Source organism: Saccharopolyspora sp. NPDC000359, from assembly GCF_040300525.1.
In the GTDB taxonomy this organism is placed as follows: Bacteria; Actinomycetota; Actinomycetes; order Mycobacteriales; family Pseudonocardiaceae; genus Saccharopolyspora.
Genome location: NZ_JBEPDU010000062.1, coordinates 25927 through 40087 on the forward strand (window position 1 = coordinate 25927; position 14161 = coordinate 40087).

14 protein-coding genes are annotated in these 14161 nt (G+C 69.9%); 7 read left to right on the top strand and 7 right to left on the bottom strand.

What is annotated here, in order from left to right:
- Positions 1-51: 51 nt before the first annotated feature.
- Both ABT324_RS29405 and ABT324_RS29410 read left to right on the top strand, forming a co-directional pair.
- Positions 52-903 carry a DUF3027 domain-containing protein gene (locus ABT324_RS29405; protein ID WP_351184058.1) on the top strand — a complete coding sequence of 284 codons (852 nt, stop codon included), beginning with the start codon at positions 52-54 and terminating at the stop codon, positions 901-903.
- Positions 900-3878, top strand: coding sequence for a sacsin N-terminal ATP-binding-like domain-containing protein (locus ABT324_RS29410; RefSeq protein WP_351184060.1), 2979 nt, complete (start codon positions 900-902; stop codon positions 3876-3878). Before ABT324_RS29405 ends, ABT324_RS29410 begins: the two co-directional genes overlap by 4 nt.
- Here ABT324_RS29410 and ABT324_RS29415 read toward each other — a convergent pair whose 3' ends face one another.
- Positions 3879-4169, bottom strand: a complete 291-nt coding sequence (locus ABT324_RS29415; protein WP_351184062.1) for a DUF397 domain-containing protein — start codon at positions 4167-4169, stop codon at positions 3879-3881.
- A complete protein-coding gene (locus tag ABT324_RS29420; protein ID WP_351184064.1) occupies positions 4144-5004 on the bottom strand; it encodes a helix-turn-helix domain-containing protein in 861 nt (286 codons plus the stop codon). Before ABT324_RS29420 ends, ABT324_RS29415 begins: the two co-directional genes overlap by 26 nt.
- 207 nt (positions 5005-5211) lie before the next feature.
- On the opposite strand from ABT324_RS29420, the gene ABT324_RS29425 reads away from it, so the two are divergent.
- A complete protein-coding gene (locus ABT324_RS29425; protein WP_351184066.1) occupies positions 5212-5334 on the top strand; it encodes a hypothetical protein in 123 nt (40 codons plus the stop codon).
- A 148-nt stretch (positions 5335-5482) separates the two neighbouring features.
- The gene (locus ABT324_RS29430; protein ID WP_351184068.1) at positions 5483-5881 is read left to right on the top strand and encodes a hypothetical protein; all 399 of its coding nucleotides are present in this window, start codon (positions 5483-5485) and stop codon (positions 5879-5881) included.
- A gap of 495 nt (positions 5882-6376) precedes the next feature.
- On the opposite strand, the gene ABT324_RS29435 is transcribed toward ABT324_RS29430, so the two are convergent.
- From ABT324_RS29435 to ABT324_RS29455, 5 genes are all read right to left on the bottom strand, one after another.
- Complete coding sequence (locus ABT324_RS29435) at positions 6377-7651, bottom strand: PPE domain-containing protein (protein ID WP_351184070.1); 1275 nt, start codon at positions 7649-7651, stop codon at positions 6377-6379.
- A gap of 46 nt (positions 7652-7697) precedes the next feature.
- Positions 7698-8270 carry a DUF3558 domain-containing protein gene (locus tag ABT324_RS29440; protein ID WP_351184072.1) on the bottom strand — a complete coding sequence of 191 codons (573 nt, stop codon included), beginning with the start codon at positions 8268-8270 and terminating at the stop codon, positions 7698-7700.
- Between the two features lie 12 nt (positions 8271-8282).
- On the bottom strand, positions 8283-8684 hold the full coding sequence (locus tag ABT324_RS29445; RefSeq protein ID WP_351184073.1) for a hypothetical protein: 402 nt from the start codon (positions 8682-8684) through the stop codon (positions 8283-8285).
- Positions 8685-8850: 166 nt separating this feature from the next.
- Complete coding sequence (locus ABT324_RS29450) at positions 8851-9651, bottom strand: ESX secretion-associated protein EspG (protein ID WP_351184075.1); 801 nt, start codon at positions 9649-9651, stop codon at positions 8851-8853.
- Positions 9652-9728: 77 nt separating this feature from the next.
- Positions 9729-10016, bottom strand: coding sequence for a DUF2530 domain-containing protein (locus tag ABT324_RS29455; protein WP_351184077.1), 288 nt, complete (start codon positions 10014-10016; stop codon positions 9729-9731).
- 59 nt (positions 10017-10075) lie between these two features.
- Between ABT324_RS29455 and ABT324_RS29460 the strand changes: the two genes are divergently transcribed.
- The 3 genes from ABT324_RS29460 to ABT324_RS29470 all read left to right on the top strand — a co-directional run bounded on the left by ABT324_RS29460 (position 10076) and on the right by ABT324_RS29470 (position 13503).
- Positions 10076-11542 carry an NCS2 family permease gene (locus ABT324_RS29460; protein WP_351184089.1) on the top strand — a complete coding sequence of 489 codons (1467 nt, stop codon included), beginning with the start codon at positions 10076-10078 and terminating at the stop codon, positions 11540-11542.
- A gap of 175 nt (positions 11543-11717) precedes the next feature.
- A complete protein-coding gene (locus ABT324_RS29465; protein WP_351184079.1) occupies positions 11718-12152 on the top strand; it encodes a MarR family winged helix-turn-helix transcriptional regulator in 435 nt (144 codons plus the stop codon).
- 31 nt (positions 12153-12183) lie between these two features.
- Complete coding sequence (locus ABT324_RS29470) at positions 12184-13503, top strand: MFS transporter (RefSeq protein ID WP_502949817.1); 1320 nt, start codon at positions 12184-12186, stop codon at positions 13501-13503.
- The last annotated feature ends 658 nt before the right edge of the window (positions 13504-14161 follow it).

Consider the following 14161-nt stretch of genomic DNA (forward strand, 5'->3'; position numbering starts at 1 on the left):
CCGACGACCGCGTACGGCACAATCGAGCATGTGACGCCTATGCCTGCTCCGATGACCAGCCCAGGCGCGGATGCCCCGTTCGAGGACGCCGGGCTTGCCGAGCCGGAGCCCGTGAACCCGGAGCTCGCCGCGGCGGAGGACGTTGCGCGAGCTGCAGCGGAGGACGAGGCCAAGCCGGGTGCGGACCCGATCGGCTCGCCCGTGCTGACCGTCGACGCCGAGGCAGCCGCCCCGGTGGGGGCGCACGTCGGCGTGGAGCCGGAGGGCCCGCACGCGGCGACGCACTACTTCGAGTCGAACTACCCCGGCTACGTGGGGTGGCGCTGGGCGGTCACCGTCGCCAGCGTCGGACCGGGCGAACCGGTCACCGTCAGCGAGGTCGTGCTGCTGCCCGGTCCGGACGCGCTGACCGCGCCCGACTGGGTGCCGTGGGCCGAGCGGGTGCGCCCGGGCGACCTGGGCCCCGGCGACCTGCTGCCGACCCGCGCGGACGACCCGCGGCTGGCGCCCGGCTACCTGGCCAGCGACGACCCGGCGGTGGAGGACGTCGCCCACGAGGTCGGCCTGGGCCGCAAGCGGGTGCTCAGCCACGAGGGGCGGCTGGAGGCCGCGGAGCGCTGGCAGGGCGGTGACTTCGGGCCGCGCGCCGACCTGGCCCGTTCGGCGCCGGCAGCCTGCGGGACCTGCGGTTTCTTCCTGAAGCTGGCTGGTTCGATGGGTGGCGCGTTCGGTGTGTGCGCCAACGAGTTCGCGCCCGCCGACGGCCGGGTGGTCAGCGTCGAGTTCGGGTGCGGGGCGCACTCCGAGGTCGAGGTGGACACCTCGTCGACGGTGCCGGTGGCCGAGGTCGTCTACGACGACGCCACCCTCGACTACGAGCCGCGCAGCTCGGAGCGCGGGTGAACGACCCCGACGTGTTCGGCGCGGCCGAGCTCCGGCAGGCCGTGCTGCAGTCCTGGGAGGCTTCGCGGACCCGGTTCCGGGAGGACGCGAACGCCGAGGAGGACCTCCGGCTCGGCGGTTACCGCGACCGCCTGCTGGTCGAGCTGGCGCAGAACGCCGCTGACGCCGCGGGCTCGGGTGGCGTGCTGCGCGTCCAGCTCAGCGACGGTGAGCTGCGCGTCGCCAACACCGGTGCGCCGCTGACCGCCGAAGGCGTGGCGGGCCTGGCCTCGCTGCGTGCGTCGGCCAAGCGCGAGGGCGGCTCGGTCGGCCGGTTCGGCGTCGGGTTCGCCGCGGTGCTGGCCGTCTCCGACGAGCCGAGCGTGGTGTCCACGACCGGCGGGGTCGCGTTCTCCGCCGCGCGGACCCGCGAGGTGGTGGCGCAGCTGCCCGGCCCGGCCGAGGAGCTGGCCAAGCGGTCCGGCGAGTTGCCGGTGCTGCGGCTGCCGTGGTCGGTGGCCGGTGCGCCCCCGGCGGGTTTCGACACCGAGGTGCGGTTGCCGCTGCGCCCGGACGTCGACGTGGCCGCGCTGCTGGACGAGTTCACCGACCAGGCGCCTGACCTGCTGCTCGCGCTGCCCGCGCTGACCGAGGTCCAGATCGGCGAGCAGACCTGGCGCCGCGAGGACCTGGACGCCGACCGACTGGTGGTGCACGGGCCGGTCCGCAGCGACCGGTGGCTGGTGCACCGCACGTCGGGGACGTTGAGCGAGACCGCCCTGGCCGGGCTGGGCGTGGAGGCCCGGCACGCCGCGGAGTGGCGTCTGACCTGGGCCGTTCCGCTGGACGAGGGCGGCAACCCGATTCCGCTGGCCGAGGACGTGCTGCACGCGCCGACGCCGACCGAGGAGCGGTTGTCGCTGCCCGCGCGGCTGCTGGCGAGCGTGCCGGTGGAACCGGACCGGCGGCGGGTGGCGGCCTCCGGCGCTGCGGACGCGGTGCTGACCTTCGCCGCGGAGTGCTACCCGGCGCTGGTCGGCAAGATCGCCGCCGAGCACCGGACGGCGCTGGTGCCGTTGGCCGGGTTCCCGTTGTCCGATGTGGACGACAAGCTGCGGCAGGGCGTCACCGACCGGCTGCGCGTCGCGGCGTGGTTGCCCGCGGCGGGCGGGAAGCTGGTCGCACCATTGGAGTCCCGAGTCCTGGACTACGTCTCACCGGAGCTGGTGGAACTGCTCGCGGACGTGGTCCCCGGGCTCCTGGAAGCCGACTTCGCCGATGCCAGTCACCGCAGGTCGCTGCACGTCCTGGAGGTCCGGCGGCTGGCCGCCGCGGAGATCGTGGAGGCGGTCACCGGCCTGCAGCGCCCGCCGGAGTGGTGGTACCGGCTATACGACGCGCTGGCGCCGATCGAGGGCGCGGACCCCGCTGCCCGCGAGGAGTTCAGCGCGCTGCCGGTGCCGCTGGCTGACGGCCGCACGGTCAGCGGTGTGCGCGACGTGCTGCTCAGCCAGCGCGGCGCCGACCCCGACCCAGCCGCCCTGCTGTCCACACTGGACATCTCCGGCCTGCGCATCGCCCACCCCGACGCCACCCACCCGCTGCTGGAGAAGCTGGGCGCGCACCAGGCCGGACCTGCGGAGCTGCTCGACGCTCCGCCGCTGGAAGACGCCGTGCGCAGCAGTGTTTCCGACGCGCGCGCCGGTGTCGACGTGCGGCCGCTGGCCGACGCGGTGCTGCAACTGGTCGCGAACACCCAGCCGCGCGAATGGATCGGCGCGCTGGCGCTGCCCGACGCGCACGGGGACTTCCGCCGCGCTGACGAGCTGCTGCTGCCGGACGCGGAACTGCTGGACGTGCTGGACGACCAGTACATCGGCGAGGACGGGCCGTTGGCGGTGCTCGGCGAGGAGTTCGCCGCCGAGTGGTCGACCGAGCTGCTGCGCTCCGTCGGCGTGCTGGACACCTTCGCGGTGCACGTCGAGGAAGACCCGCTGGAACCCGACGACGACTTCCCGGACATCCACCTGTGGTGGGCCGAGCAGGAGGCCGCGCAGCCGGAGAGCTGGCCGCCGCCGCGGTTCGCCGCCATCCGAGACCTGGACCTGGTCGCCGACGACGCTTGGCCCGCCGCGCTGCGCCTGCTGGCCCAGCACCCGGACACCCTGCGTGCGCTGCGCGAACCGCACAACTACTCGGCCTGGTGGATCGAGCGCTACGCGCTGCTCGCCGGAGCACCGCCGCGCAACTGGCGGCTCCCGGCGGCTGAGGATCTGGCGGGCCTGTACGACCCGGTGCCGGACGTGGGGTTGGACGCGGAGCGCCTGCAGCTCGCGGGCGTGCGCGTGGAGCTCAACGTGGAGGACACCGACGACGCCGCAGACCTCTTGGAGCGCCTAGGCGCCCCGGAGCGCACAGTGCGCGCCGGGACGGCACTGCGCGCCCACCAGGCGCTCGCGGAGGCCGTGGCCTGCCGGACCATCGACCCGTCGGAAATCGACCCGCCGGAGATGGTGCGGTCGGTGTCCGGCGCGGTGGTCAGCACCGGCCGAGCGGTGGTGCTGGACGAACCGTGGATGCTCAGCGTCCTGGAAGCCCCACTGGTGATCGCCGGGGGCAGCCCGGACCAGTTCGACGCCGAAGCGCTCGCGGAACTCCTTGACCTCCCGCTGGCCTCGGAGGAGAACACGATGCAGGTGGTCGGCGAGGGCCGCACCCAGCGCTGGCCCGAGGTGGGCCGCGTCCCGGCGTCCTGCGAACTCCTCGGCATCCCGCTGCCCACCGGCGAGATCACCCTCCACGACGGCCTGCGCGTCCGCTCCTCGGCAGGCGAGCAGCGCGTCCACTGGTGGGTGGAGAGCACGGGCGGACTCCACGCGGAGCGCACCCCGGACGGCCTCGCCCGCGCCCTCGCCTGGGCCGCCGGAGCCTGGCACGAACGCTTCGCCCTGGCAGCCCTCCTGGCGGACCCGGACGCCACGACCCTCCTGCGCTGATCAGCCGACCCGCTCACCCTTCAGGCTGCGTAAGAACCCGTCCCAAGCCCGCGTCGGGAACATCAGCGTGCCGCCGTCGCGGTCCTTGGTGTCCCGAACCCCAACGAGGTCAGAAGCGGTGCTGACCTCGACGCAGTTCGATTCTTCACCGCTGTAACTCGATTTCCGCCAGCCGACCTCCACGCAATTGGTCTCTTCACCGCTGTACCTGGACTTCCGCCAGCCGACCTCCACGCAGTTGCCCTCCTCGCCGCTGTAGCTCGACTTACGCCAGTGCGTGATCGGGAACATCGCTGTCCTCCAGTTTTCCTGCGTGCGTGGCGATGAGATCGACAGATTCGTTAGGGCTCAACGCTGCCTTCGCTAGCGTAGCCACGGATTCGACGATGGGGGAGGTGTCGGCCGGATCGTCCAGGAACGTACCTGCTCGGCGATGCTCCAGATAGACGATCGTCCGCTGCCGCTGGAACTTCATGAGCAGTTGGTTGCCGTTCAGCCCTACGTGCGTGCCTAGCGCGAAGGGGATCACCTGGACCGTGATGTGCGGGCGCCTCGTCATGCGGACGATGTGCCTGAGCTGTTCTGCCATCACCTCGCAGCCTCCGATCGGACGGTGCAAGACCGACTCATCGATCAGGGCATGGAATTGCGTGGGCTTCTGGCCAGTAAGCACGCCCTGCCGACCAAGGCGTAGGGCGACTCGTGACTCAACGTCGCTGTTCTTGAGACCACCAGCAACCATGATCGCGCGTGTGTAGTCCGCGATCTGGAGCAAGCCGGGTACGTACCCGAGCGACAAGTCCGTGATCTCCGTTGCGCTGCGCTCGAACTCCAGCAGTGCCACGAGCTGCTGCGGCAGCCCAGGGTTTCCGACTTCCCACCAGTGCGGTTTGTGAGCGTCCTCGGCGAGATCGAGGATGCGCGCCCGCTCCGCTCCCTTGATGCCCAAGGCCCCCAGGATGATCGCTATCTCAGTTTCTGTAGGAACCTTCGCGCCTGCCTCAATTCTGCCAAGCGTCGCCCTCGACCAATCGCACTGCTCCGCCAATTCTTCCAATCGCAGGCCAGCGTCCTTTCGAAGCTTTCGAATCTCCGTGCCCAACCCGCGAGAACGCGCTGTCGTCATATGCCAAAGCTATTGTAGGGCATGAGATTTCGCCATAACACGTAGTGGTGAACCCGCTTGATCGGAGACTGCTGGGCCGGTCTTATCGGCTCAGGAACCCGGAAGGGAGTATTGATGTCTGGTCTCTTGACGTACGTGTGGCGTCCCGTCACTGGCGGCCGAAGCGCTTTCCCCATCGCAGCAACGAAAACCTCACCAGAGAAGCAGGTGAAGTCCTACTGCGGCGCGACGACCGACGCCGCCGAACTCCACGCCCAGCCCGAAGTGGACTGGATCCGCGAGAAGACCTGCACGACCTGCTGGCACGTCCTCACCACCAAACCTTCGTGAGCGGCAAAGGTCGCAAGAACCACCATCCCCACTCACGACTCCCGACCAGCGGGAACACCTTCGTGAGTGGGAATGGTCGTTAGAGCCACCATCGCCGCTCACGAGTCCTGACCAGCTACAACGCACCCCAGAAAGGAAACCGGTCCTGATGTTCTGGATTCAGCTGAGCACGTTCGTGCTGGTCAATGTCCTCATCCTCGCCCTGATCGCCACGCAGATCCCGTTCGGGAGCTTGAGATTCGCAGCGGGACAACATGCGGGGGCAGTCGATGGTGAGTACACCGTGTGGCACCTCATCGCCGACATCGAAGCCGAACGCTCCGCCGCCGCGCCAGCACAGCCTCGTTATCGCGAGCATCCCCCGATAACGCTCGAACCGCCTGCGCCGCCAGAGCCGGTCCAGTCGCCGCAGCCGGTCCAGCTGTCGCAGTCTCCGCAACCGCTCACGCCACCGCCTTCACCACCACCACCACCGCCGCCGCAGCCTGAGTTCCCCGACCACGACCCCGACGACCAACCCACCGGGCGCCACCACCTGCGCAGGTGAGGGGTCGTGAGCGCGTAACAGTGTTCCAACACCGTTTCGCACTCACGACCCCCGGACCACCACCCAAGCCGGGCCGGTGCGGCAAACCTTCCCCCGGCCACCAGCCGCACCGGCCCACCCCGGTGGCCGGGCGCGACCCCCACCCCGCGCCCGGCCACCAACTACTCGCGGAGACGTCGATGGAGAACTCGTCTCGTGACGCACACAGCGCGCCGACCAGAGCCGCCCGCTGGGCTGCTTTCGGCTACCAGAACCACGTCATCCCGGACGAGGACCCGCGGGCCGCGCTGGGACACCTCGTGGCGCTCTGCGGAGTGATGACCGTGGAGGGCGAACTCGGCCCCAGGGACAAGCGCCCCACCTGCTCGGTTTGTGCGGCGGCAGCCCGAAGCGGGTGGGTGGTCGTCGATGACTGGTACGTGGCTTGAAAAAGCGCTGGCCGCGCACCAGGTTCGGTGCGCGGCCAGCGTGTTCTCGGACGTCAGTGGGTGTTGATCACTCGCCGAAGACCGGCGGGGCGACCCGGGGCAGCCCCAGATCTTCCCAGGCCTCGTCCGTGTCGACCATGTACTTGTTCTCGTGCTCCAGGTCCTCTTCGCCCTCTTGGCCACGGCCGCGACCGGCCGCGCCGGCGCCCATGCCGCCCGCGCCTCCGCGACCGCCAGCGCCGCCAGCACCGGCCGCTCCGCTACCGGAGGCACCGCCCGCGCCCAAGCCGCCCGCGCCAGCGCGACCGCCAGCACCTGGCCCGCCGGAGCCGCTACCGCCGCCGAGCCCGCCGAGGCCGCGGCCGCCCGCGCCACCGGCGCCCAGGCCACGCCCGCCACCGGCGCCGGTACCCGTGCCGGTGCCCGGAGCGCCGCCACCGGGCGGCATCATGCCGAGGCCGATGCCGGGGCCGCCGGTGCCCGGACCGCCACCAGGCGGCGTGCCGGGCAGATTCGGCACCCCTGGGCCGCCGCCCGTCGGCGACGTCCACTGCGAGGTGCTCCCGCTGGGCGTCCCGGTGGACCCGCCACCGGGCAGGTCGTTGCCGTGGCCAGTACCGGTGCCGCCGCCAGGGGTGATGCCGCCCCCGCCGCCACCCGGTGTGGTGCCGCCGCCACCGGGGATGCCGGAACCAACCGGCACGCTGCCCACGGTCGGGTTCGTGCCGTAGCCGCCCGAGCCCTGCTCGTAAGCCATCTCCGGGGCCTTCGGGTAGAAGGCCAGGTTCTGCGAGACGTTCTGGGTGCTCTGGTTGTAGTTGTCGTAGTGCCGCTTGGCCTCTTCGGCCTTCTCGGTGGCCTCGCGCTCCTGCTTCTGCAGGTCCGTTTCCGAACCCACGAGCCAGGCGCCGCCCTTCTCCAGCAGGTTGTCGGTCGCGTCGACCTTGACCGGCTCGGGCATGCCGTTCTTGATCTGGCCGAAGTTCTGCACCTGCTGCTCAGCGGAGTCGCCGACCGAGGTGGAGACGTCCTTGGCGTCCAGGACGAACTGCGACATCGGCTTCAACGAGCTGCCGTGCTCCTCAGCCGCCTGACCGCTCCAGGCGACCCCGGCCTTGGCGTTGGCCTCGTCGAGCAGCTGCGCGACCTCGTCGAAGTCCGACGCGATCCCGGACTTCCAGCCCTGCACGGAGGCGACGAGCTGCCCTGTGCCCGGCCCCTCGTGGATCTGCTTGTACTTCTCGGGGTGGTTGAAGCCCACCCGCTGGGTGATCTCGTCCGTGTTACCACGGTCCGACTCACGTGTGAGCAGGTAACCCCCCACCATCAGCGGGAAGACCATGGTCACACCCCCTTTTCGTGCTTGGTCGTGGTAAAGGCGGACGCGATCATGCGTCCGGGATGTTCTTCAGCGCCTCACTGGCGATCTTCTCGGCGAACCCGCACGGGTCGTCCATCTCCGGCGTGCCGCCCGCGTTCTTGAAGTAGTTGATCGCGACCGTCTGGTCTTCCGCGACAGCGAGTTCGATTCGGCACAGGTCCGACTGCTCGTCAACACGAGCCCCCGGGTATCCGTCGACCTGCGTGGGTTTAAAGTTGTCGCTCGCCCCGGCGAGCCCCTCGATCGCTGCTGGTCCACCGTGCGTAATGTTGATCGTGACGCTGGTGGAGAAGGCGTCGTTGCGCCAGTCGCACACGGGCTCGCCCAAGCCCGAAGTGTCGCTTTCGGGCGGCTTCGCGCCAGCACTACCACCGAGCTGGGAGAACTGGTCCTGGGTCAGGAGCTGGCAAGCGTCAGAAACCGCCTTGAGGTTCTTGGGGTTCTGCACTTGGGGAGCCGCCGACGTCGTGGTCTCCTCGCTGATGGTCGGCGTGGGCGCGGGTGTCGACCCGGGAGCGCAGGCAGCGGCACCCAGCACGGCGAACAGCGACGCGGTGGTCAGAGTTGCGCGGCGTAGCACGTGAAATCTTCCTTAAACCTGGCGAGCAGTGGCGGCTTCGTCGGTGCTGGTGTAGGTCCCCTGAGCGGCCTTCAGCTGGTCGATCTGGCTCTGGAGACGCTTGCGCGCGTCGTTGACCGCCCAGGACAGGCAGCCCTCGCCGTCGCCAGCCATTTCGCCAAGCGCTGAGGCGAGCTTCTGGCTGACCTCGTCCTTGCCCGGCCCGTTGATGTATCGCAGGTCCTGCGCCTTCCGCAGGATCTTGCCGAGCTTGTCCTGGGCCTCCTCGTACTTGGCGATCAGGCCCGGGATCTGCTCGATGTCGACCGAGAACGACGCGGCCTGCGCGGATCCTCCGGCGTTGATCGCGGTGTGGATCGTCGCCTGCCGCACCATCTGCCGCTGCGCGTCAACGATTCCGTCCAGGATTCCCACCTTGTCCTACCCCCTTTTGTCCCCGAGATCGGGTACACGTCGCGCACAGCTTGCCAGGTCCACGTTCGCTCGCGCACGGATGTGACGGAGCTCGGGTCGATCCGGTTCCCCGGTTCCTGCCAGTTTGGTCCGTTTGGTCTAGTGATGTCGGCCACTTCGGGCGGGTTCACCAGCGGAGTGCTTCGGTCGCCGCGCGCCGGGTCTGGGTGGCGAGTTCACCGAGGACGCGGGTGAAGGTGCTCACGTCGGCGCCGGCGAACATGCGCTGGTTGCCGCTGTTGTAGACCGCGGTCCGGCCCTGCTCCAGATCGATGATGCGCAGCGTCTGGTCACCGCGGTGCTCCTTGCCGAGGTCGTCCCAGATCGTGACACCGGCTTCGCCGAGGCCCAGGCGCGGGCCGTCCAGCAGCTGGGTCATCTTGCGGAAGTTCGCCGTGTTCGCGCCGCGGGCCCGCAGGGCCTGCTCGATCGCTCGCGGGTCGTCGTCGCCCTGGCGGTTCGCGTCGGCCATGGCGGCGCGCACGTCCGCCAGGTCGATGGACAGCGCCGGGCGGATGCGCGCCGGTGGGTGCTCGGGCAGCACGGAGACCAGCGCCGGGATCACGTCGTTGGGGTGGACCGGCTCCAAAATGATCCGGTCGCCGTGCACGACGGTGCGCACCGCGGTCTTGGTCGCCTTCGTCACCGCGGCCCGGAGCTCGGTGCCCTTCTTCGAGGAGAACCGCAGGTCGTACTCGACGGTCGCGTGCGCGTAGACGCCCAGCAGCTCCATGACCCGGTCGTTCACCCCGCCCGGGTGGACCAGACCGCGATCCCGGACGCGCTGCTCGGCGGCCTCGAACTGGCGAGGTATGTCCTCGACGCGGGTCCCGTAGTTGCTGTAAGCGGCGACCATCGGGACTCGCTTGAGGTCGGCGCGTTCGGCCAGGATGGCGTATTCGAGTCGGTCGACGTCGAGTTTGGGCACTTGCGCTGCGCTCCCGCGAGTTCCGGCGGCTTGGACGGTTCGCAGGTTAGCTGGTCGGGGCAGTGCGGAGGAGGGGTTCAGCCGTCGAGGCCGGAGAGGCCCTGCCAGGCGCCCCGGGAGCCCCGGCGGGCGGCCGAGCGCTGCCAGCGGAAGACCCCGTAGCCGATGATGCCGAGGGCCACCCCGGCCACGCAGGTCCAGAACTCGATGTCGGTGTGGCTGCGCAGCGCGAGCACCACGGCGCCGACCAACCACAGGACGGTGCCGGTGAGCACCACGGGGGTCGGGTCCGCCAGCCTCCGGGGCAGGTGGGGGACAGGCCGGTGACCTGCCGCGGAGGGGGTGGGTTCGCTGTCTTGTGCCACGTCAGGCAGGCTACCCCCGGTTGATGGACGCGCGCTCCGGCGCGGTGATGGGAAGCACGATGGTGGACGAGACCGAGAGCAAGAAATCACTGCTGGACCAGTACTTCAAGATCACTGAACGTGGGTCCAGCATCTCCCGCGAGGTGCGTGGCGGCATCGTCACCTTCGTCGCGGTCGCCTACATCATCGTGCTGAACCCGTTGATCCTGGGCAGCTACTCCGCCGACGACGCCAGCGCCAAGCGCGACGTGCTGGGCAACATCCTGCCGGTGCCGCAGGTGGCCGCGGCGACCGCGCTGGTCGCGGGCGTGATGACCATCCTGTTCGGGTTGATCGCCAACTACCCGTTCGCAATCGCCGCCGGGCTGGGCATCAACACACTGCTGGCGGTGACCATCGCGCCGCAGGTGACCTGGCCGGAAGCGATGGGCCTGGTGGTGGTCGACGGCATCATCATCCTGGTGCTGGTCGCCACCGGGTTTCGGACGGCCGTGTTCAACGCGGTGCCACCTGAGTTGAAGGCCGCCATCGCGGTGGGTGTCGGCGTCTTCATCTCCTTCGTCGGCCTGGTCGACGCCGGGTTCGTGCGGCGGCTGCCGGACGAGGCGAACACCACGGTGCCGGTGGGGCTGGGCATCGACGGCTCGATCGCCTCGTGGCCGACCGCGGTGTTCGTCTTCGGCCTGGTGCTGACGTCGGTGCTGGTGGCGCGCAAGGTGCGCGGCGGGATCCTGATCAGCGTCGCGGTCACCACGGTGCTGTCGATCATCATCGAATCGATCTTCCAGGCGGGGCCGTCCAAGGGCACCGACCCGTACGGCTGGAACCTGGGCTACCCGGCGGTGCCGGAGCAGGTCGCCGGGCTGCCGGACCTGTCGCTGGTCGGCGACATCTCCTTCGGGGCCTGGACCCGGTTGCCCGCGCTGGCCGCCGCGCTGCTGGTGTTCACGCTGGTGCTGGCGAACTTCTTCGACGCCATGGGCACCATGACCGGGCTGGGCAAGGAGGCCGGGCTGGCCGACAAGGACGGCAACCTGCCGGGCATCGGCAAGGCGCTGGCCGTCGAGGGCGTCGGCGCGGTCGCCGGTGGTGTCGGGTCGGCGAGCTCGAACACGGTGTTCGTGGAGTCGGCGTCGGGCATCGCGGAGGGCGCGCGGACCGGCCTGGCGAACGTGGTCACCGGCCTGCTGTTCCTGGCGGCGATGTTCTTCACCCCGCTCTACCAGGTCATCCCGGTGGAGGCGGCGGCTCCGGCGTTGATCGTGGTCGGGGCGATGATGATCGGCCAGATCAAGCAGATCGACCTGTCGGACTTCACCATCGCGCTGCCCGCGTTCCTGACCATCGTGGTCATGCCGTTCACCTACTCGATCGCCAACGGCATCGGGGCGGGCTTCATCAGCTACGTGCTGCTGCGGGTGTTCACCGGCAAGGTCCGCACCGTGCACCCGCTGATGTGGGTCGTCTCGGCGGCCTTCGTGCTGTACTTCGCGGCCGCGCCGATCAGCGAGCTCTTCGGCATCTGAGCAGGTCAACGCTCGCGGGCGTGTCGGGGGTTCGTCCCCGGCGCGCCCGCGGGCCGTCGCGGTGCGTCGATTCGGGTGTGAACTGGAGACTTCCGCCGAGCGGATCATTAGTCTGGACTGCCACTGATCTGATCAGTTTGTCCGATTCCCCGATATAGTTTGGTAGACTAACGACGTGTCCGACATTGCGGAACGCGAGCGCACCCTGGCGAGTCGGCTGCGGCTCGCGGTGGTCCGCCTGAACCGGCGGCTGCGTGCGCAGAGCAACGACTCGAAGATCACGCTCTCCCAGCTGTCCGCGCTGTCCTGCCTGAACAAGGCGGGCGCGCTGACGCCGGGCGAGCTGGCGGCGCGGGAGGGCGTCCAGCCACCGTCGATGACCAGGGTGATCGCCGCCCTGGAAGACGCGGGCCTGGTCGTCCGCCGGGCACACCCGACCGATGGGCGGCAGGCCATCGTCGAGGTGACCGAAGCGGGCCGGGCCCGCATCGAAGAAGAGGTCTCGGTCCGCGAGCGCTGGCTGGACCAGCAGCTGGTGGACCTCACCGACGAGGAGCGCGCGGTCCTGTTCCAGGCCGCGGAGATCATCGACCGGCTGGCGGGCCGATGATCGAACCCAGCGAGAGGCGGTAAGCACCGGAGTGGTTGACCAACCCCGATCCAGCGTCGGCGCCGAACCCGGCGGAGGGCAGGTCAACCGCAGACAGGTGTCCACATCGGACACCAAGGGCGGCATGTTCCGCTCGCTGCGCGAGCGCAACTACCGCTACTACGCCTCCGGTCAGATCGTCTCGCTGACCGGCACCTGGATGCAGCGCGCCGCGCAGGACTGGCTCGTCCTGGAGCTCTCCGGCGGCAGCCCGGCGGCCCTCGGCGTCGCGGTCGCGCTGCAGTTCATCCCGACGCTCCTGCTCACCCTGTGGGCGGGGGTGGTCGCCGACCGCTTCGACAAGCGGCGCGTGCTGATCGCCACGCAGATCGCCCTCGGCGCGTGCGGGCTCGTGCTCGGGGTGCTCGACGTCACCGGCGTCGCGGTGCTCTGGCACGTCTACGTGCTGTGCTTCGTGCTCGGCTGCTTCGCGGCCGTCGACGCACCGGTGCGGCAGTCGTTCGTGGTCGAGATGGTCGGTCCGGCGCAGCTCACCAACGCCGTCGCGCTGAACTCGATGACCTTCAACCTGGCCCGGATCGTCGGCCCGGCCATCGCCGGGCTGCTGATCACCGCGATCGGCACCGGCTGGGTGTTCCTGATCAACGGCGTGAGCTCGGCCGCCGTGGTCCTCGGGCTGGTGCTCATGGACGTCGCGGCGCTGCACCGGGCGGAACGCGCGCCCAAGGAGCGCGGCCAGCTGCGCGCGGGCGTGCGGTACGTGCTCGGGCGGCCGGACCTGATGGTCGTCATGGTGCTGGTGTTCTTCGTCAGCACCTTCGGCATGAACTTCGAGAACACCTTCGCCGTGATGGCGCGCAACGCCTTCGGGCGCGACGCCGACGGCTACGGACTGCTGATCACGATGCTGGCCGTCGGCACGCTGACCGGTGCGGCGCTGGCGGCGCGGCGCAGTGGTCGCGGCGGGCCGCGGATGCGGTTGCTGCTCACCGGGGCCGCGGTGTTCGGCGCGCTGGAGGCCGGGGCGGCGTTGATGCCGAGCTACGAGCTGTTCGCGGCGGCGCTGATCCCGGTGGGGGTCGCGGTCATGACCTTCACGACCACCGCGAACGCGACCGTGCAGCTGGCCGTGGAGCCGACCATGCGCGGTCGCGTGATGGGTTTGTACATGCTGCTGTTCCTGGGCGGCAAGCCGCTGGGCGGACTGGCCTCCGGGTGGTTGGCCGAGCTCTTCGGGCCGCGCTGGCCGATCCTGCTCGGCGGACTGGTGTCGCTGGTCGCGGCGGTGGTCGGCGCCGGTCTGCTGCTCGTCCAGCGCCGGGGGTTGCACCGGCATGGCAGGTTAGGCTAACCTAAATCCCGTCCGCTTCGTGGTGGGAGCGGCAGTCAGTTCGGGAACAGATCGAGCCCCGGTCGCCTTCGGGCGGCCGGGGCTCGATCACATCGGCAGCTGGCTTGTCGGAGCACTCACTGCCGAGCCCTGGGGTGCGCGCCCCGCCGGAGATCCGCGCGTAGATCCCCGGCGAAGCCGCACGCTCACGGAGTCCACCACACGATCCCCATGGAAATCGTGATCACCGGGCCCCAGGTCTGCACTCTCCAGACCCCTCGTTCACGCCCCGGCCCCTCGTCCGCGCCTCCGCAGTTTCAATTGAAACTGCGATCCGCCCTGAGGCCCAACCGCAGTTTCAATTGAAACTGCGACCGACTCGGGGACTGGAGGCACGCTCCCAACTGGAACCGCACCCCGAGGCGCCGACTGCAGTCCCGGTGGAGACTGCGCCCCGCCGAAGCTCGGAACATGGCCCAATTGGAACTGTGTCCCGAGGTACGGGTTACAGTTTCAATTGAAGCTGTGGTCCACCGCGGAGGGCTCCGATCACAGTTTCAGTTGAAACTGTGGACTCGCCGGGTGCCGGGTGCCGGGTGCCGGGTGCCGGGTGCCGGGTGTTCGGGGTCGGTGGGGTCAGGTGGTGGGGAGGCGGAGGCCGTTGTAGCCGGCTCGGGCT

Excerpts from the sequence above, each read along its gene's own strand:
- ABT324_RS29415 (WP_351184062.1), bottom strand. The coding sequence starts at position 4,169 with ATGTTCCCGATCACGCACTGGCGTAAGTCGAGCTACAGCGGCGAGGAG.
- ABT324_RS29405 (WP_351184058.1), top strand. The coding sequence starts at position 52 with ATGACCAGCCCAGGCGCGGATGCCCCGTTCGAGGACGCCGGGCTTGCC.
- ABT324_RS29420 (WP_351184064.1), bottom strand. The coding sequence starts at position 5,004 with ATGACGACAGCGCGTTCTCGCGGGTTGGGCACGGAGATTCGAAAGCTT.
- ABT324_RS29460 (WP_351184089.1), top strand. The coding sequence starts at position 10,076 with ATGGTGGACGAGACCGAGAGCAAGAAATCACTGCTGGACCAGTACTTC.
- ABT324_RS29435 (WP_351184070.1), bottom strand. The coding sequence starts at position 7,651 with ATGGTCTTCCCGCTGATGGTGGGGGGTTACCTGCTCACACGTGAGTCG.
- ABT324_RS29430 (WP_351184068.1), top strand. The coding sequence starts at position 5,483 with ATGTTCTGGATTCAGCTGAGCACGTTCGTGCTGGTCAATGTCCTCATC.